Origin of the sequence: Vibrio sp. Sgm 5, assembly GCF_026241575.1 — a bacterium.
GTDB lineage: Bacteria > Pseudomonadota > Gammaproteobacteria > Enterobacterales > Vibrionaceae > Vibrio > Vibrio jasicida.
In genome coordinates this window covers 20,941-42,869 of sequence record NZ_JAPHPY010000018.1, presented here as the reverse complement: position 1 = coordinate 42,869, position 21,929 = coordinate 20,941, and the positions used below count along the sequence as shown (strand labels likewise).

Annotated in this window: 4 protein-coding genes; 3 read left to right on the top strand and 1 reads right to left on the bottom strand. The window is 47.3% G+C overall.

Going from position 1 to position 21,929, the window contains the following annotated elements; all coding sequences use genetic code 11:
• Nucleotides 1–66 precede the first annotated feature (66 nt).
• The 3 genes from yccS to OQJ86_RS11910 all read left to right on the top strand — a co-directional run bounded on the left by yccS (nt 67) and on the right by OQJ86_RS11910 (nt 3,022).
• Nucleotides 67–2,220: a YccS family putative transporter gene (gene yccS / locus OQJ86_RS11920; RefSeq protein ID WP_042606028.1), complete on the top strand. Its 2,154-nt coding sequence runs from the start codon at nt 67–69 to the stop codon at nt 2,218–2,220.
• Nucleotides 2,221–2,479: 259 nt separating this feature from the next.
• Nucleotides 2,480–2,641 (top strand): hypothetical protein, encoded by a 162-nt coding sequence (locus tag OQJ86_RS11915; protein WP_164492032.1) that lies wholly within the window; start codon nt 2,480–2,482, stop codon nt 2,639–2,641.
• A 114-nt stretch (nt 2,642–2,755) separates the two neighbouring features.
• Nucleotides 2,756–3,022 (top strand): hypothetical protein, encoded by a 267-nt coding sequence (locus OQJ86_RS11910; protein WP_054757060.1) that lies wholly within the window; start codon nt 2,756–2,758, stop codon nt 3,020–3,022.
• Nucleotides 3,023–3,170: 148 nt separating this feature from the next.
• Here OQJ86_RS11910 and OQJ86_RS11905 read toward each other — a convergent pair whose 3' ends face one another.
• Nucleotides 3,171–21,794: a retention module-containing protein gene (locus OQJ86_RS11905; RefSeq protein ID WP_265987884.1), complete on the bottom strand. Its 18,624-nt coding sequence runs from the start codon at nt 21,792–21,794 to the stop codon at nt 3,171–3,173.
• Nucleotides 21,795–21,929 lie beyond the last annotated feature (135 nt).

The following is a 21,929-nucleotide window of genomic DNA, read 5'->3' as shown; positions in this document are numbered from 1 at the left end:
TCATAAACACGCTATAGTGAGTTTGTTAAAATTCTCTCGTTTTCCACCGGCAACGAAAGGCGCATCGTGCAAGCAGCTTTAAAACTTCGGCTCTATTGGGCAAACAAAACCATCAACTATAGCATTCTCATTTTGATCACCTTGCTTGGTGTGGTGATACCTACTTGGTATTTCGGCCAAAACACCTTAATCACTCCGCTTATCTTAGGTGTGATTGCCGCAGCTCTGGCAGAAAGCGATGACAGTTTTACAGGTAGGGTGAAGGCGTTATTTCTCACTTTCATTTGTTTTGCGGTTGCTGCCTTCTCTATCGAGATATTGTTTGATACACCGTGGGCGTTTGCTATCGGCCTGTTTGTCTCTACCTTCGGCTTTATCATGCTCGGTGCCATTGGACCTAAATACGCTAGTATTGCCTTTGGCTCTTTGTTGATTGCGATCTACACCATGCTAGGGGCGCACGAAAGCACGAATATTTGGTTCCAACCGCTTCTGTTGTTGACAGGCGCTGCGTGGTACTACTTTATGTCGATGATCTGGCAGATGTTCTGGCCGCTTCAACCCGTTCAACAAAGCCTCGCGACTGTCTTTCTTCAAATTGCAAACTACCTAGATGCCAAGGCAAAGCTGTTTCATCCAGTCACCAATCTCACACCACAACCCATGCGTATAGAAGCAGCAAAACTCAACGCTGCGACTGTGAATGCACTGAATGCTTGTAAAGCGACGTTGCTTAGCCGTTCTAAGCGCGGCCATATCGATGGTCCAAGTGACCGCTTCTTGAACATCTATTTTATCGCACAAGATATCCATGAACGCGTCAGTTCAAGCCACTATCGTTATCAAGATCTTGCGACAGAATTTGAGCGTTCTGATGTTCTGTTTCGCTTCAAATACCTGCTTGAATCACAAGCACAAGCGTGTCGCGACATCGCCCATGCTATCCGCTTGGGTAACGAGTATACTCACACAGACCAATCTATTTTGGCTTTAGCAGAACTGCAAAACTCACTAGGCTATTTAGAAGAGCAAGACCAAAGTCACTGGAAACGCCTATTAGCTCAGTTGACCTACTTGTTCAATAACTTAGCGACTGTTGAGAAGCAACTGAGCAACATCAATAACCCAGATGCTGAACGCCTAGAAGAAGACGTGCTCGATGACACCAACCCACACACGTTTAAAGCAATGTGGCAACGTATTGCGGCGAATCTACATAAAGATTCGATGTTGTTCCGTCATGCGCTGCGTATGTCAATTGCTTTGACAGCCGGTTACGGCATCATTCAAGCATTTGATATCGACCGTGGTTACTGGATTCTATTAACCACCCTATTTGTTTGTCAGCCGAATTACAGCGCAACAAGACAAAAGCTGACTGCTCGTGTGATCGGCACATTAGCGGGCTTGTTAATTGGTGTCCCGCTACTTACCTTCTTCCCCTCCCAAGAAAGCCAGTTAGTATTCATTGTTTTCTCGGGGGTGATGTTCTTTGCATTTCGTATTAACAACTACGGCTATGCGACGGGGTTTATTACCTTGTTGGTTTTGTTCTTGTTCAATCAGTTAGGCGAAGGCTACGCCGTAGTACTACCACGTTTGGCGGACACGTTAATTGGTTGTGTTTTAGCAGTCGGTGCCGTCATGGTGATTCTGCCAGATTGGCAATCAAAACGTTTACACAAAGTGATGTCCGATGCGATTGATGCCAACAAGCAGTATCTCGGGCAGATCATCGGTCAATACCGTATTGGTAAGAAAGACAACCTCAGCTATCGTATTGCTCGCCGCCAAGCACACAACAATGATGCAAACCTCTCTTCTGCCATCAGTACAATGTTGGCGGAACCAGGTAAGTACCGCACTGCGGTAGATGAAAGTTTCCGTTTCTTAACGCTTAACCACGCGATGCTGAGTTACATCTCAGCGTTAGGCGCCCACCGCACGAGAATTGAAGATGAATCTATTCATCAACTTGTGCTCGATGCACATCGCTGCATTCACCAGCATTTGGATGTGCTGCATCGCCAACTTCATCATCATTGTGAAGAATGCGACCTATCATCAATCAATGATGCAGATCTAGAGCAAAGACTGAATGAATGGCGTGATGAAGACGACCATTCAGCCCGCATGGTGCTACAACAACTGCATCTGATTTACCGTATGTTGCCGGAGCTGCATTCACTCGCTTCTAAGTTTGCCGTTCGCGTGAACTAACCCAGCCTAGAACGAACTAAGAATATTGAACTAAGTAACCATATTAAAGGGGTAGACTATGATTCTACCCCTTTATGATTAGCGTGCTTATTCATAAGAAAAGTCTTACAAGGCACTTGACGCTTACTGACATTACTCGGACAAAAAAACACCATTCAAAAACTAATCTAAGAATATTAGAACATTCTTTAATTGTGACCATGAAGGTCGCTGAGGTGGGTGGATGAAGGAGAAGCCCAAGAAATGTGAGGAGATCGAGATGACTACTCAGCAATTTAATGAATTAAGAAAAAAGATTAATGACCTGACAGCGAGCCAATTAAAGTCGCTTCAAGGCGATATTAATCACTCTCTGAATAAAAAAGAAAGCCCACTCCTGTCGAGTGAAGAACGTGAAATGCTTTCAAAACTGTTTGCTTAATCAAACAGATTAACAAAAGCACTTGCACGAATTTACAACACTTCCTATGCTAACAAAAGCATAACAAGTGAGAGAAGCAGCATGCCAATATCAGGAATTCAATCCGGATATCAAATGATTCAGCTATCGCAAAAGATGGCTGAAGACGCTGCCCATGACATCCAAAAAGACTTTGTGAAAGAAAACGACCTAGACTTCAATAAGGTTGAACTAGTCAAAGATTCCGAACTCTCATTTAACGCTCCTAACTTTACTCCCTCTCCAAATGCCGTCGAACCTTTGGTTAATTTGACTCAAGCCGCAAGCTACAACCGAATCGGCGCTTCTGTCGTTGATAAAAGTAATGAAGTGATTGGTAGCCTTCTCGATATACACGTTTAAGCATCCAAATTTCCAGTATTAGCATCCATCTGATGCACAAGTATGTGGGTTAATTTGTTTGTATCCACTTGCTTTCAAAAACATCCCCTTTCAGATACAAAAAAGCGCGATAACTCATTGAGCTACCGCGCTTTGGCTTTATGTCCGTTTAACCGTTAGACAGAATGTTATTATTGAGTAGAGATTCAACGATCTCATTCGAGCTAAGCCCATTGAAGTCAATCGCGTCACCTAAGTGCTCAACTACAATGGTCTGGTGCACATTCGTATCGGTGGTAATGTTCAAGGATACCGCTTCTGTAGATGCGTCATAATCCGCTGAGATATGTCCTAACAGATCATCCATATCGATCATTGGGCTGTTCAGGTCAGAGATCACTTCACGTAAATCAATCATGTCTTCGTTCACCGTAAAGTCAGTGATGGTATCCACTGCCCCTTCATCAACCGAATCCGCTGTCCACTTGAAGGTATCGCTGCCGTCACCACCAGTTAGGATGTCTGAGCCTAGACCACCGATAAGCACATCATCACCATCGCCACCCACGATAAGGTCGTCACCTTCCCCACCGATTAAGTTAATGCCTGTGTCTCCACCAACTAGGTAGCTGTCGTCTGTTGCACTTGACTGATCAATATCGTCGTTATCACCGCTCACATCCAAGCTAATTTGGACAGGTGCAGACTGGGCTTCATCACCATTAGATTCTGTTGATATCGCGGTAACAGAAATATCGTAAGAACCGGTATCAATACCACTGTTGGTGTCCGTCGCCACAATCTCTAGCGTATCAATTTCATCGCTTGGCACTGTCCAAGTGGTACCATCGAAGCTAATGCCTGATGGAGAAACTCCACTTGTCACCTCTGCACTAGCAGGTACACCCGTTAGTTCCAGTGAAAGTACCTCGTCAATGTCAGTCAACGCCGCCATGATACCCACAATTGCAAGGCCTTGACTGCTCGCGGTTTGGCTAGCAGCAATTTGACGAACGTAGTTAAACTGAGGATCGATACCTAACGTTGGCGCATCAGCCACAGGGGTCACATTGATGGTGAAGTCTTGATTCGCCTCCAATGCTGTACCCGATGCATTTTCAAAGTACACGCCGTTGTCTTCGACTTTCACCGATAAGGTGATTGAAGCGGCATCCACGTCTCCTGCATCCACAAATACGCCCTCAGAAGCATCTGTCGCGCCAAGAACGGAGTTAATGTTATCTGGTGTACCCATTAGGATAATTTCACCAAACATTCCCGCACCTACAGTGACACCACTACCTGCCGGTGGCTCAACACGAACGTCACCTTCTGTCACCGCTAGAGTTACCGTCATGATTTCATTCGCCTGTGCACCAGTAAAGTCGATGTCGCTTACACTAATACCAGTAATTTTCTGGCCATCGGCTTCGTTGATCGTATCCGTTACCGACGTTGCTGTGATTTCAGGTGCGTCATTGGTCGCTTCAACATTCAACACTGCTGTGCCAGCAATTGTGATTGGGTCTGGCGCACCGTTAGTGGTTCCGTCATCTGTGATTTCATAAGTGAAGTTAACGTCACCAAAGAAATCTGCAGCAGGTTCAAACGTCCATTCTGTCGCACTGACTTGCGTTAACGTCCCCGCCGAAGGGCCTGCCAAAGCAACATTACTAATGGTCAAGTTATCCGATTCAGGGTCGCTCGCATTACTCAGAAGTTCTGTCGCAGTAATCGTCACCGCGCCGCCATCTTCTTCCGTACTGCTTAGCGTTACCTCAGATGTTACCGGAGAATCGTTCACCTCGGTGACTTCAAAGGTTGCCGTTCCTGACACTGTCTGAGGATCAGAAGCACCACTCGTCGTACCGTCATCGGTAATGGTGTAAGTCAGATTCACCGTGCCGTTATAGCCCGGCGCAGGTGTAAATGACCATGTACCTGAGACGTTATCGAAATCCAATGTACCGCTACTTGGGTCGACCAATTGAACGCTACTCACTGTCAACATGTCGTTCTCAATATCAGAGGCATTCGCCAACAAATCAGCTTGGGTAATCTCCACCGCCGCACTGTCTTCCGCAATATCAGAAAGTGTCACTTCAGACGTTGTTGGTGCATCGTTTACTTCCGTCACATTGAACGACGCGCTGCCATTAACCGATTTAGGATCGGATGCACCATCTGTCGTGCCATCATCTGTAATGGTGTACGTTATTTCAACTGGACCGTTGTAATCTGGTGCTGGAGTAAACTCCCACTCACCAGTACCACTGTTGAAAGTAATGCTGCCCGAACTTGGATCGGTTAACTGAACATTGCTAACAGTGAGGTTGTCGTTTTCTACGTCTGTCGCATTCGCAATAAGATCCGCTTCAGAGATAGAGAACACACCACTGTCTTCTTCAATATCCGTTAGCGTCACTGGCGTAGTTTCTGGGGTATCGTTCACCGCTGTCACTTCAATATTGAAGCTGCTGCTGTTGGTATTTAGGGTGTCATCTACCCCACCAATCACCAGACCTTCATTGCCTTGGTCATCTACTGTCACGTCTACCTGAACGTCACCAAAGAAGTTCAGGTCTGGATTGAACTCAATCAGACCATCTGCAATGGCATTGTTTAGAGCAGCTACAGTACCTTTCAGTTCAACTGAATCCGTACCATCACCGCTCACGGTTAAATTGTAGGTAGTGATGAGCGTTGGGTTGAGCTCCAAGATACCGCTGTCAACAGTAACATTAAGCACATATTCCGCATTTGGATCGTCCAGTACAGCGTCTACATCGGTAATACTGAACCCATCAAGTAATAATGGGGTATCTTCTGGCGTTTCAACATCGACAGTATTGACGAATTCAGGTCGGTCATTAACCGCTTCGACTTCAACATTCACATCGAACTGTTTTGGCGTGCCAAGGCTTTGGCTGCCATCTAAGCCAGTGTCTACAGCTTGCACTGTAAACTCTAGCGTTCCATTCCATGAATTATCGTTGCGATCGCCCGAGTTAAAGACCACTTTATCCAAATCTTGAGCGTCAATCTCTAGGACAAAAACACCACTGCCTTGATCGATAAACGCTGTGCCATCAGACAAAGATAAGCTTGCGCCATCAGGGACGTTCGAAATCTCTACTCGTAGTGTTTCAGGATCGTTCTCTTGGTAAGTACCACCGTCACCAATCGATTCTTTATTGTCGACGACAAGCGCGTTGACATTGATATCGATGTCTTCACCTTCGTTACCCGAAACAAGAGTGTCTGGGTTTACGTCAACGTCATCACCAATTGGATTGATGACAATAGTGAAACTATTAGTGTGTTCTGTCGGCACTTTAAGCAATTCTTCTTGCGTAAAGACGGTAATACCAATATCCGCTTCACCACTAAAGTTCTTAGGCGGCTGTATTTGAATCGCACCCAAGTCAACTGACGTTTGTGTTGGGTCGTTGAGCTGGATGCTCCACTCACCACTACCGTTGTTTTTCACCGTGTAATCAGAAGAGCTAGAGGTAACAATAAAGTCCGTAGGTAAACCTGTCAGCTTCAAGGAAACGAACTGCTCTGAGCCATCATTATCATTTAGGCTGACAGATACGCCAGAGCCTGACTGCGTCAACGAAATAAGCGTATCTTCATCACCTGTAACAACAATAGGCTGAGTAGGATCGGCACCACTGACCGTAATGTCATCAACCACTGGTGTGATTTCAAATGACACATTATCGTTGAAGGTTCGCACATCAATATCGTCACCAGGATTTGTCAACGTCGTTTGGTCAATGATGGCAGTATCTGTAATCTCACCTTCAATGTTAATTTGAACCGTGTTTTGACCACCACCGACCGGGTAGTTTTCTTTCGGCTTGAATAACACTTCATCCAAAGCTCCCGCTGCAATTTCAGCTGCACTGAACTCGACGCTTGTGCCTAATGAATTACCACTCGAATCAACAAACTCACCCAGTGTCGTATCATCAAGCGTCAACTTGACATTGGTGAGCGTTTCTCGTCCTGCTAATATGCCGTTTCGGTTATCCGCAAAATCGATATTCAAGTTCAGTTGAATCAAACCATCTTCGTACCCGACACCGTCATTGGTTGGAACATCAATGCTCAGGTCATTAACTGGTTGCTTATTGGCATCTAGGCCAAGTGTGCCGGTAATATCTACCGTGATATCTGGCGTTACATCACTATCAAGTGGCTGGTCACCGGAAGAGCCAGGGACATCCGCAACGGGCAAGATTTGAATAGGAAGAAACTCAAGCGTAGAGTTTTCATCGCCCGACTGTGTATCTGTCGTTACGAAGTAGACTGGCAAGGTAAAGTCACCCGCCCAGTCTTCTGCTACACGTAAAGTAAGGCCGTCTAAACCGGTGATGTTCCCACTCGCGTCAATCGACGCCTGGAAGACATACTTGCCATCAACAAAATCAAGGTCAGTACCACCGATCACGAGGCCAGGGGGAACGCCCGCAGATGATGGGTCAATCACTAACGTCAACACATCTTCCACGCCATCCGCATTAATAGTGTTCACTTTCGACGCTAATTGAGTACCAAGGTCGACAATGTTGTCCTCATCGCCATCAATTTGAACCGTGTTATCAAGTTCAATTTCAGCTGCAACGCTGGTTTGAGGCGTGATGTCTGTTGGGAACTCAAGTGTGATGTCAGTTTGACGTTGAACTGTTGCGTCCTCTTCGACCGTATCTTCACCCAAGTCGTTCACTTGTGCGTAGATGGTTAAGCCAATTGAAGAAATACCGTTGTTATCGCCGTCGTCGGTGTCATCATTAGGTGTAAGATCCAAACCTGCTGGCGCAATAATCGAGAAGTTCTCTTCATCAGTGATCGTCCAGCGACCACCACCTTCATTCGATGCACCAACAATGACTAGCTGATTCAAGATTTCTGGGTCAGTAATACTGAATTGAACCACCAATTGAGTCACGACTTCATCAGAAGAATCATCAAACTCTTGATATTTGATGATGTTAGCACCGGCTTGGCCACCAGCACTGGTGTTAATCGTGAAATCGATATGGCCTTGAGCGTCGGCACGAACCACATCTGTCGTTGTACCACCAGACTCTTCAACCAGAAGGCGAGTTTGATCAGCGACATCACCTGTTAAGTTCTCTGGTTCAACAACCGGATTCACTTGAACATTGACTGTTCCGTTGATCACGGTAGATGCGATGCCCTCACCCGGATTTCCTGAGTCGACATACTCTGCATCAATTTCTTTCACCGTCACCTGTGTACTCAAGCTAAAGTCAGTACTTGAGTCCTGTTCAAGCTGAACTTGAATATAGCCATCTTGAGTGATTCTGGCAGAGAAGTCTTGCTCTGACTCGTTAGTTCCCGGAGTGAGCGTGATGCTGCCACCTGTCACGGTTTGCGCGACACCGTCAACATAAACAGTACTGCCATTTGGGAAGCCACTGATTGTTAGGCCAGCAAAGAATTCGTCCGCATCCGGGCTTTGCGTTGCTGTCGGCTCCCAATCAATATTAATGCGCGTGTCTTCATTGCCTTCAGAGCTAACGACATAGTTGTCTTGAGCATCAATCACAGGGGCAACTTTAACGCGGATTTCACCTGTTACCTCACGCGTATGACCATCGTTCTCAGTCACGATAGTGGTTGCTGTGATCGTAATATTTTCCGTTGACGACGCTTCAGGTCGAATAACGATGCCCGAGTTGACGTTAGCATTGGTAATGTTTGCTTCGTATATAGGTTGGCCTGCTCCATCGTATCCAACAAACGTCAAGTCGATAGAGGCACCATCGTTATCAAACAGTTCTACACCATCAGGGATATTAGACAGCAGCACTGTGATCGACTCTGAACTATCAGCAGGGTTATCTTTCAGCTCTCCAGATACCACACTAAAAGCCAAGCCAACTTCTCCATTTTCGTCGATTTCCGCTTCGATACCACGAACGGTACCATCGTCAAAAATATTCCAAATGCCAGTTTTATCATTCAGCTCGATGTCTGGGATATCCGCTACACCTTTCACCGCGACAATCACCGATTGCGTACCCAAAGAACGAATATCTTGAGCGGTGCCCGTTGATAGAGAGGCGTTGTCTTTCACAATACCTTCTACGTCAAACGTGAAGTCTTCGTTACTGTGTAACGGAGGAAGCACTTCAACATTAGCAAGGCTTGATTCTGGAATTTCGTAGTAAAGAACATTACCGCCACTGTCTGTAACTGTATTGATTTGGCTTGGATTTGCGGTATCAAGCCAAACTAACGTCACACCATCAATGGAGAAATTGTCTATGCGTACAAACAGCTCTTCTGACCCATCTATATCCGCAGAAGGTGTCATCTTAATCACTTCGCTCAGTTGCAGTGGGTCATGATCAGTCACTGGATCTACGGTGTCTTGAGTGCGAGCATTGTCCTCGAAGATATTAATTCGGTGAACCGTGAAGCTACCTTCATCCGCAATAGGATTCACGTCTATAACAATTTCTTCTGTATCAGAACGCGCGGTTTCTTTACCCGTTAACGGGTTCGTGTCTTCGGTTGTGATGGCAGTAACATCGAGTTTGATTTGACCTGAGAAATGCTCCGAAGGATCAACTTCAACCTCATTGATACGGCTTGCGTCAACAAGGTATTTGCCCCCAACCTCAGTGACTGGAGTACCATCTGAGTACACTAGCGTTGCGTCTGCGCCACCTTCGGTGAACACTAATTCATAAACAATCGCTTCAGGGTTGCTGAGGTCTTGAGTGTTGGCTTCGATATCCAGTTCAACGTTGTTACCATCTTCATCAACGGTGTAATCGAAAGTGCTGCTTGCATTCCACGTCGCGATATCGGCAACCGCATCAACTTCAATATCTAAGCGACCATTAATCGTATGATCTGGCGTACCATTGTTCAGGATTTCTACTCGGATACGTGGGTCGATACCCGAAGCATCCGTAGATGAATGACGATCCGGCACGAAGTACAAGTTGTCCAACGAGACAAGCTCACCGTTGAATGACTGCTCGACATTTGAAGCATCAAGAACAACCGTATTACCGACAGGCGTTAATTCAATGTAGTTACCGCTACCGTCTCGATAATAGAATGTACCATTGTGCGTGTTCGCATCACGAATGGTGATATCACCTAAGCTTTCAGTACGATCGATATCGTGCAAGTTCACGACAAGATCGACTTTCGCTGGTGTCACATCCAAGGTCGATAGATTATCTTGCGTATTCGCCGAATCGACGCCTGCAACGACACCTCCACGGCCTTGATCCTCAAAGGCAGTAACGGTAGACGTATCAATTTGTGCGTTGCGGTCCGTGATTGAGATATCAACATCGGCATCACTGGTATCGCCGTCGCCATCGGTTGCTACAACGTTAATGGTGAAATCAATCGAGTCTGTTTCAGTATGATCAAGATCGTCATTCGGACGGAAAGCCACGCGCCCATCGGTTAGAACAATTAAGCGACCGATCTCGGTATCCACACCATCAAGAACCTTATGAACGAACACGACTTGGTTGCTGCCGTTCAAATCAACAGAATCAGAGTCGACGCCGTTTTGCTTGAAGTAAATACCAGAATCATCAGCCGAGAATGAAGTCACTTGCGCGCCGTCAGCACCAAGATCATCATCGCCCTCTACAGGGTCTCGGAATAAGCGAACCGTGCGGTTTCCTTGTCCCTCAACACGTGAAATAGACGCATCGTACAAGGTTGGAACATCATCAGTAATTGTCACTGGTAAGTTAATACCGGCCGTATCACCATCGACATCAGTCGCGAAGACAGGGAGATCGAGTATAAGTGTATCTTCGCCTTGGGTTGAGTGGTCTAGTGCACCCTCAAGCGTAAACTTGTAAGAGCCGTCAGCGTTCAAAACTAGCGTGAACACTGAGTTACCATCCGGTGTTTGACCTTGATAAGTAAAGTTGTTGTTGCTTACCGCGGTTTGAACTAACGTTACCGCGAGGCCACCTGAAGTGACTCCTGAGATTGGGTTAGAAGTAAGATCCAGCTGGTAAGAGACAACCGTATCTGCCCCTTCTACCGTATCGAAATTGCCCGTTGCTTCTAGGCTGTCTTTGTTGGTTGCCTGAGAGCCATTAGCGAGATCATCCTCGTCAACAGCCAAAGCATCTGCTGATGTGATTTCAGGAATATCATCAACAATAGTGATTGGAAGGTTCAGTGATGATGACGTGTCACCATCAAAATCTGTAACTGTAATTGGAATATCAATGACAAGGTTGTTTTCTCCTTGAACAGCGTCATGGTCGACTGGTCCCAACAGTTCAAATTGGTAGCTGTCATTATTAGCATCAAGAGACAACGTGAAGATCTTAGTTGATGTGCCAGTAATCACCGCTTCGTAACTGGTTACACCGCCAACCGAGCTCACCAAATTCAACTCGATACTGCTGCCGTTCGAAGTTAAGCCAGACACAACCGCATTGAGGTCAGAAACTTGGTAGCTGACAATCTCATCCGCACCATCAACCACCTCAAATCCACCAGTTAATACCGTTGAATCGCTACTTGTCGTGTCTGAGCCACCAGCAAGATCATCTTCATCAACGGTTTGTTGGCTAGAGTCTGTCACTTTCACAATCGCTGGAACATCGTCCACCACTGTGATCGGCAAGGTGATGTTATTAGACACATCGCCGTCAAAATCAGTCGCGTTGACCGGAAAGTTGATGACTAACGAGTTTTCATCGTTACCCGCAGGATGATCAAGTGCGCCCAATAGTTCAAATTCATAGCTGTCTGCTGAGCCATTTAGCGTCAGTTTAAAGACGGTATCCGTCGTACCTTGTACGTAAGCTCGGTACTCAATCACACCATTTGAATTTGAAAACTCAACCAATTCAAGCGGCTGACCACCTGAGGTAAGGCCAGAAACAGGCGATGTTAAACTATCCAACTGGAAGCTAACGATAGAATCGGCACCATCCGTAACGTCAAAGTTGCCACCAATGATATTGGATTCTGGCGTGTCGTCCGAACCTTGGCTTGGAATATCATCCTCATCCACAGACAAGGTACTACCAGAGCTAATAGCATCAATGGTTGGCTTGTCATCGACGATAGTCACTGGCAAGGTCGCAGTGATGGTATCGTTGTCGCCATCCGTAATCTTCACAGGTAGATTCAACAAAATCTCATCAGAGTTAACCGCATGATCTAACTGACCAGATAACTCAAAGTCGTATTTACCATCTTGATGAAGTGTCAACGTGAAGACAGTCACTCCACCCGGAGTTTGTCCCACGTAAACAAGTGCGTCAGCAGTTGATGCACTGACGTCTTGAGAAAGCGTTACCTCTTCTCCACCCGATTTCAGATTCGGGATAGGATTTGAGCTTAGATCCAATTCGAAAGCATCAATACCATCTGCGCTAGTAACGTCAAATTCACCTGATACCGTTAATGGCTCTTTAGTGCCATCAGAACCAAGAGGTAAGTCATCTTCGTCGACACGTAGACTTTCGATGTTGGTAACAACCGGAACATCGTCCACAACGGTAATTGGCAATGTGAAGGCTGGTGAAGTATCACCATCATTATCCGTCGCTGTCACAGGAAGGTTGATGACGATCTCGTTTTGCTGATTACCATCTGGATGATCGAGCGGCTTTTGTAGGTCGAATTCGTACGAATTATTCGTTGCATCCAAGGTCAGTTCGAACACCACTTCAGCAGGATTGCCAGCGACACCTTGGTATACGTTCACGCCGTTTGCGCTAGAAGACAGAACTAAGGTGATAGCGTCACCATCTGAAGTCAGTGACGCAACAGGCGTGGTCAGGTCACTCAGCTGAATAGAAGCAACTTGGTCAGCACCTTCGGTGATATTGAAGGTACCTGAAATGACGGTATCTTCTGGGCTTGCGGCATCGGTACCAGCAGGAAGATCATCTTCATCAACCGTTTGTTCACTGCCCGTTGCCAAACCGTCGATAGTCGGAACATCATCCACAACCGTAATTGGTAAGGTGATGTTGTTCGATACGTCTCCGTCAAAATCGGTCGCGTTGATCGGTAAATTGATGACCAGTTCATTTTGTCCATCAGCATGATCGAGCGGTGCAAGCAAGTCGAACTCATAACTGTCATCCGATGCATCGAGCGTCACTCGGAAAACAGGAGTATTCGTACCATCAGTTCGCGCTTCATAAACTGAAACACCACCCGCGTTTGACACTTCAACCAGAACCAGTGATTGACCACCAGAGGTCAGGCCTTGTACTGGCGTCGTTAGGTCAGAAACACCGTACTCGACAATGCCATCAGAGCCATCAGTGGCGATGAAGTTACCCGCAATGCTGTTCGACTGCGTACCATCAGATCCGACTGTTGGGATATCGTCCTCGTCAACCGTTTGCACACTTGTTGCTTCGATGCCACCAAGTGTCGGTTTGTCATCAACAATCTTGACAGGGATTATCTCAGCAGAGGTATCGCCATCAAAGTCGGTCGCGATGATTGGGAAGTTGAGCGTCAACTCATCGCTATCTACTGCGTGGTCGATTGGACCTTCAAGCGTGAAGTTATAAGACCCATCGGTATTCACTGTCAGCGTAAAGACCGCTTCACTACCCGCTGTTGCTTTATAGGTAAAGCTGCCATCGCCGTTTGCGGTTTCAGCCAATGTAACTGCTACGCCTTGCGATGTAAGGCCAACCACTGGTGTTGCGGAAGCATCGAGCTGATAGCTCACTACTCGGTCAGAGCCTTGCGTGGTGGTGAAGTTACCATCAATAGAAATCGGATTGCTTTGGTCTGAGCCAATTGACGCTAGATCATCTTCATCAACCGTAATGGCGTCGACGTCAGTAATGGTCGGCTTATCATCCACGATGGTGACTGGGATCGTTTCTGTGGTGGTATCACCATCAAAATCCGTTGCGATGATTGGGAAGTTCAGTGTCAACTCATCACTGTCTGTCGCATGGTCGATTGGCCCTTGAAGCGTGAAGTTGTATGAGCCATCCGTATTCACGGTCAGTGTAAATACGGCTTCAGTACCTGCCGTCGCTTGGTAAGTGAAGCTACCATCACCGTTTGCAGTTTCCGTCAGCGTCACAGCCACACCTTGTGATGTTAGACCATCAACTGGCGTTGCAGCAGTATCTAATTGGTAGCTTACTACCCCATCAGAGCCTTGCGTTGTAGTAAAGTTGCCATCGATTGAAATTGGATCTGAGCCGTCAGAGCCAATCGTCGCTAAGTCATCTTCATCCACACGGATCGCGTCTACGTCGGTGATGGTTGGCTTATCGTCAACGATGGTGACAGGCAATGTTTCTGTTGAGGTATCGCCATCAAAGTCTGTTGCGATAATCGGGAAGTCGATTTGTAGACTGTCGCTGTTCACCGCATGGTCTAGTGGACCTTGCAGAGTAAAGGTGTAACTACCGTCTGGCTTCACCACCAATTCAAACACGGCATTGCCATCTGCTGTGGCAGTGTAAGTAAAGCTGCCATCACCATTTGTTGTCTCAGCAAGCACGACAGGCTCACCATGAGAGGTTAACCCTGCTACTGGATCTGCCGTTGCATCAAGCTGGTATTTAACAACGCTGTCCGAGCCTTCAGTTGTGCTGAAAGAACCCGACATGAACGCATCATCGTTTTGGTCTGATCCAATTGAGCCGAGGTCATCTTCGTCCACCGTGAGTGGAACAACGTTGTCAATGGTTGGAACGTCATCAGTAATCGTGACTGGAATGGTCGCGGTCGTCGTATCGCCATCGAAGTCGGTTGCAATGATTGGGAAGTTCAGAACTAATTCATCGCTGTTTAACGCATGATCAACCGGACCTTCTAGACGGAAGTTGTATGTGCCGTCTGCATTCACATTCATGGTGAAGACAGGATTGCCATCCGCGGTAGCCACGTAAGTGAAGCTGCCATCGGCATTCGCAGTCTCTACCAGAGTAACTGGCTCGCCTTGGGAGGTTAGCCCCGAAACAGGATCAGAAGTTGAGTCAAGTTGGTAGCTCACCACACGGTCTGAGCCTTGAGTGGTCGTGAACGCGCCTTCAACAAACACTGCGTCACTTTGGTCTGGGCCAATGCCTGATAGATCATCTTCGTCTACGGCCAGAGGCACAACATTATCGATGATTGGCGCATCATCCGTGATCGTAACTGGAATGGTTGCTGAAGTTGTATCACCATCAAAATCGATGGCAATAATTGGGAAATCAATCGTCAGGCTATCGCTGTTGGCGGCATGGTCAATCGGGCCTTGCAGCGTAAAGTCGTACGTACCATCTGTTGCTACATTCAACGTGAAAACTGGATTGCCGTCAGCGGTCGCAACATAGGTAAAGCTGCCGTCACCATTGGCGGTTTCCACCAAGGTAATAGCCTCACCCTGAGACGTTAACCCCATAACAGGATCAGCCGTTGAATCCAGTTGATAGCTCACCACTCGGTCAGAGCCTTGAGTAGTGGTAAACGCACCTTCAACGAACAGATCGCCGCCTGGGTCTGAGCCCATACCGGTAAGGTCATCTTCATCGACACTTAACGCATCCACCGCTGTGATGGTCGGTACATCATCAACAATCGTGACTGGAATGGTTTCAGTAACGGTGTCGCCATCAAAATCGGTTGCGATAATTGGGAAGTTAAGTGTCAACTCGTCACTATCAACCGCGTGATCAATTGGCCCTTCAAGCGTGAAGTTGTAAGAGCCATCAGTATTCACAGTCAAAGTAAATACAGGGTTGCCACCCGCTGTCGCTTCATAAGTGAAACTGCCGTCACCGTTTGCGGTTTCTGTTAGCGTTACCGCTACACCTTGCGATGTTAAACCGTCAACTGGTGTTGATGTGCCATCGAGTTGGTAGCTCACCACTCGGTCTGAACCTTGTGTGGTGGTGAAGTTGCCATCAATAGAAATTGGATTGCTTTGGTCTGAGCCAATTGACGCTAGATCATCTTCATCAACCGTAATAACGTCGACGTCGGTAATAACAGGCTTATCGTCCACGATTGTCACTGGGATAGTGGCATTTGTGGTATCGCCATCAAAGTCTGTCGCGATGATTGGGAAGTTTAGTGTCAACTCGTCGCTATCAACAGCATGATCAATTGGCCCTTCTAGCGTGAAGTTATAAGAGCCATCAGTATTCACTGTCAGCGTAAAGACCGCTTCACTACCCGCCGTCGCCTCGTAAGTAAAGCTGCCATCACCGTTTGCGGTTTCAGTCAGCGTGACGGCCACGCCTTGCGACGTTAAACCGTCAACTGGTGTTGATGTGCCATCAAGTTGGTAACTCACCACTCGGTCTGAACCTTGTGTGGTGGTGAAGTTACCATCAATAGAAATCGGATTGCTTTGGTCTGAGCCAATTGACGCTAGATCATCTTCATCAACGGTAATCGCATCAACATCGGTAATGGTCGGTTTATCATCCACGATGGTGACTGGGATCGTTTCTGTGGTGGTATCACCATCAAAATCCGTTGCTATGATTGGGAAGTTCAGTGTCAGGTCATCACTGTCTGTCGCATGGTCGATTGGACCTTGCAGCGTGAAGTTGTATGAACCATCCGTATTAACGGTCAGCGTAAATACGGCTTCAGTTCCTGCTGTCGCTTCATAAGTGTAGCTACCGTCGCCGTTTGCGGTTTCAGCCAGCGTGACGGCCACACCTTGTGATGTTAGACCATCAACTGGCGTTGCAGCAGTATCTAATTGGTAGCTTACTACCCCATCAGAACCTTGCGTTGTAGTGAAGTTGCCATCGATTGAAATTGGATCTGAGCCGTCAGAGCCAATCGTCGCTAAGTCATCTTCATCCACACGGATTGCGTCTACGTCAGTGATGGTTGGTTTATCATCAACGATGGTGACAGGTAGTGTTTCTGTCGACGTATCGCCATCAAAGTCTGTTGCGATAATCGGGAAGTCGATTTGCAGGCTGTCGCTATTCACCGCATGGTCTAGTGGGCCCTGCAGAGTAAAGGTGTAGCTGCCGTCTGGCTTCACCACCAATTCAAACACGGCATTGCCATCTGCTGTGGCAGTGTAAGTAAAGCTGCCATCGCCGTTAGCAGCTTCAGCAAGCACGACAGGCTCACCTTGAGAGGTTAATCCTGCTACTGGATCTGCCGTTGCATCAAGCTGGTATTTAACAACGCTGTCTGAGCCTTCAGTTGTGGTGAAAGAACCCGACATAAACGCATCATCGTTTTGGTCTGAACCTATTGAGGCGAGATCATCTTCGTCTACTGTCAGTGGGACAACGTTGTCGATGGTTGGAACGTCATCAGTAATCGTAACTGGAATGGTCGCGGTTGTCGTATCGCCATCAAAGTCTGTAGCAATGATTGGGAAGTTCAGTACTAGCTCATCGCTGTTTAACGCGTGATCAACTGGGCCTTCTAGACGGAAGTTGTATGTACCGTCAGCATTCACATTCATGGTGAAGACAGGATTGCCATCCGCGGTAGCCACGTAAGTGAAGCTGCCATCGGCATTCGCAGTCTCTACCAGAGTAACTGGCTCACCTTGGGAGGTTAGCCCCGAAACAGGATCAGCCGTTGAATCAAGTTGGTAGCTCACCACACGGTCTGAACCTTGAGTGGTCGTGAACGCGCCTTCAACATAAACAGCGTCAGTTTGGTCTGAGCCGATACCTGATAAATCATCTTCGTCTACGGCCAGAGGCACAACATTATCGATGATTGGTGCATCATCCGTAATGGTGACTGGAATGGTTGCCGAAGTCGTATCACCATCAAAATCGGTGGCAATAATTGGGAAATCAATCGTCAGGCTATCGCTGTTGGCGGCATGGTCAATCGGGCCTTGCAGCGTAAAGTCGTAAGTGCCATCTGTTGCTACATTTAACGTGAAAACAGGATTGCCATCTGCGGTCGCCACATAGGTAAAGCTGCCGTCACCATTGGCGGTTTCCACCAAGGTAATCGCCTCACCTTGAGACGTTAGCCCCGCAACAGGATCAGCGGTTGAATCCAGTTGATAGCTCACCACTCGGTCAGAGCCTTGGGTAGTGGTAAACGCACCTTCAACGGACAGATCGCCGCCTGGGTCTGAACCCACGCCGCTAAGGTCATCTTCATCGACACTCAACGCATCCACCGCTGTGATGGTAGGCACATCATCAACAATCGTGACTGGAATAGTTTCAGTGACAGTGTCGCCATCAAAGTCGGTTGCGATAATTGGGAAGTTGAGTGTCAGCTCGTCACTATCAACCGCGTGATCAATTGGCCCTTCAAGCGTGAAGTTGTAAGAACCATCAGTATTTACAGTCAGCGTAAAGACCGCTTCAGACCCCGCTGTTGCTTCGTAGGTAAAGCTGCCATCACCGTTTGCGGTTTCTGTTAGCGTTACCGCTACACCCTGCGATGTTAAACCGTCAACTTGTGTTGATGTGCCATCGAGTTGGTAGCTCACCACTCGGTCTGAACCTTGTGTGGTGGTGAAGTTACCATCAATAGAAATTGGATTGCTTTGGTCTGAGCCAATTGAAGCTAGATCATCTTCATCAACGGTAATTGCGTCGACGTCGGTAATCACTGGCTTATCGTCCACAATCGTCACAGGGATCGTGGCATTTGTGGTGTCGCCATCAAAGTCGGTCGCGATGATTGGGAAGTTGAGTGTCAACTCATCGCTATCTACTGCCTGGTCGATTGGCCCTTCAAGCGTGAAGTTATAAGAGCCATCAGTGTTCACTGTCAGCGTAAAGACCGCTTCAGAGCCCGCTGTTGCCTCGTAAGTAAAGCTGCCATCACCATTTGCGGTTTCAGTCAGCGTGACTGCCACGCCTTGTGATGTGAGTCCAGCCACTGGTGTTGCGGAAGCATCGAGCTGATAGCTCACCACTCGATCAGAGCCTTGTGTGGTGGTGAAGTTGCCATCGATTGAAATCGGGTCAGTCTGATCTGAGCCAATCGTGCCTAAATCATCTTCATCAACGGTAATCGCATCGACATCGGTAATGGTCGGCTTATCATCCACGATGGTAACGGGCAGTACGATTTGGCTTGTGTCACCATCGAAATCGGTAGCAATGACGCTAAAATCAAGGGTTAAGCTGTCGGTATTTGCCGCATGGTCGATTGGACCTTGCAGCTCATAACTGTACGAGCCGTCGGTATTCAAAATTAATGTGAAAACTGCACTGCCATTTGCCGTTGCGCTGTAGGTGTAACTGCCGTCTGCATTTTGCGTTTCGGCAATGGAGACGGTTTGTCCTTGAGATTGCAGGCCATTTAAAGGATCAGCATTTACATCCAACTGATACTGTACGACGCCATCAGAGCCCTGAGTCGTCGTGAACTGACCTTCAACCAGCGTTGGCTGTGATTGGTCAGAGCCTACCGAACTTAAGTCATCTTCATCGACGGTAAGAGCAACAACGTCGTTAATGGTTGGCACATCATCAGTAATGGTTACCGGTAGAACAAGTGAACTGGTGTCACCGTCAAAGTCCGTTGCGACAATAGTGAAGTCTAGCGTTAAGCTATCACTACCCACAGCATGATCGATTGGACCTTCAAGGGTAAATGAATAAGAACCGTCAGGGTTCACTTGTAAGGTGAAGATAGCGTCCCCTTCTGCCGTTGCAGAATAGGTAAAGCTGCCATCTGAGTTGGTTGTTTCCGTCAGAGAGATAGATCGACCCTGTGATTCCAACCCATTGAGTGGATCAGTGCCGCTCTCTAATTGATAACTTACAACACGGTCTGAGCCCTGAGTCGTCGTGAAGCTGCCTTGCGCGAGCACAGAGTCGCTTTGATCGGAGCCGATGCTTGATAGATCATCTTCATCGACGGCTAGTGCATCAACGCCATCAATCGTAGGAACGTCATCTTGAACTTGAATGACAATTTGCGCCGCTTCTGGTGTGTTCGAACCTTCGGTAATCGAGGAGCGGTCGCCATCTGCATCTACCGCGTAAACTGGCAGTGAGAAAGTAAGCGAGTCATCGTTAGCACCCGTATGATCGAGTTGTTCATACAAGTTGAATTGGTATTCGCCCAATGTAGGCGCATCAATCGCCACATCAAATACGGTGATACGCACGCCATCCAGCTCGATGAAGCCTTCGTAAGTGCGCACGCCGTTACTCTCGGACGCAAGTTCCAGTTGAACAACCTGCCCTTGAGATTGGAGTTCTCCACCAACATTAAACTCTGTAGGTTCCAACTCATAGTGATCAATGATGTCACTTCCGACCGCTGTGGTGATCGACCCAGTACCACTTGTTACTACCGCGCCTTCCTGTGAACCTTGGTCAACCCCCGCCTCGTCTAAAGACAATCCCGTCACGTTTTCAATCACTGGATTATCGCCATCAAGGATGGTCATCGTAAAGGTGTTGCTTGCCGTATCTTGGTCAAAGTCGACGATTGTGGTTGGCAAAGAGAGCTCAATCGTATCTTCACCGTTTGTTTGTTCTAACGGCTTAAATTGCTCAAATTGGTAGGTACCATCAGTATTCAAACTGATGGTTAAAACGGTTTCATTCGAGCCCGCAATGGACAAGGTGATAGTACTGCCGTCTTCAGAGAGTACCACCTCTGTCGCCTGATTATCACTCAGTAGGCCATCGAATTGACTAAGCCCTTCTTGATTAAACGTGACCGTTGCCAATTGATCACTACCAATATCAACAAAGGTGCCAGTGATTGGTTCAGAAGAAGATTCAACGTTTTCAAAAGTAACGTTTTGCGGCGCAGGATCATCGCCATCAATAACGGTTGTCGTAAAATCGATAGGCGCTTGAATGCTGTTCCCACCAATATCTGCGCCAGTAATATCAAAAGCGATATTGATTTGATCACCGGAGAGCGATACTTGGCCATCAGCAACAGACGCGACATGGTCAATACCCTGGCTAATCGTGGTAACGACCTCTAACTCTAAATCACGGCCTAAAGATGTCGCTTCGATCTCGATACGAAGCACTTCGTTACCTTCTTGAGTTCCGATAATGGCATTTTGCGCTTCGTCATAAACGAACGCCACTGGCTGACCACCAGAGGTAATATCACTGTTAAGCTCACTTAACAAAGACTCTAAAGAAGACGTTTCGGGTACAAATGAAGTAGTATCAAGTGCGAGATCCCCTGCTTCAACCAGCACACTAGACGAAATGGTTTGCGGGTAGCTTGATAGAGAAATTGAGCCTTCTGTTACTTGAGAAGAAAGAGACTGACCGCCGTCAGCAAAAATGGTGATGTCGAGGCCATCAATATCATCGTCGGTTTCGGTATCATCGCTTGGAGCCGATGTCTCGAAGAAGGTTGATGCGAGTACTTCAGGATTGTTGTACTCAATGGTAACAAAGCCCGCATTCGCAGAACCGGAACCACCACCTCCGCCAGGGCCTGCAGCGGTTGCTTCTAAAATGGCGGTAGGGTCGGCACCTTCCAAAATGGCTTGTTGAATCGCAGCCACGTCTTCTGCACCAAACTCAGCGTTTGCCGCTGCCGTTGGGTCAACATTGACTTGTCCGTCAACAGGCGCTTGAACGACCGCTTCCGTCGGTACAGCTTCAGGTGTCGGCGCTGGAATGCACGCCACACAATTTTCGTCTACTAAATAGAGAGAACCTTCCGCTAACACTTCAATTGAAGCGCCGTTTTCCGTGATAATGACATCACCCGGAACCAGTGTATCTCCAACGTTAACCGCTCTGACCTTCCCCTCAAGGTCTAAAGCGTAAACATCCCCTTCGACAGCGTCTACAATGACGGCTTGCGGCACAGCTTGTGTACTCATCTGACCCCCGCTAAATGGTTAACGTCTTTACGTTAGACCTTTATAAATTATTTTAGTTTATCGGAATGTGATTCACATTTTCTCATACGCTGATTTAACTAACTATTGAGTCAATAAACAATCATATTTTGCACT

Bases quoted from the DNA above. Each gene is read 5' to 3' on its own strand.
- OQJ86_RS11915 (WP_164492032.1), top strand. From the start codon at position 2,480: ATGACTACTCAGCAATTTAATGAATTAAGAAAAAAGATTAATGACCTG.
- OQJ86_RS11910 (WP_054757060.1), top strand. From the start codon at position 2,756: ATGATTCAGCTATCGCAAAAGATGGCTGAAGACGCTGCCCATGACATC.
- OQJ86_RS11905 (WP_265987884.1), bottom strand. From the start codon at position 21,794: ATGAGTACACAAGCTGTGCCGCAAGCCGTCATTGTAGACGCTGTCGAA.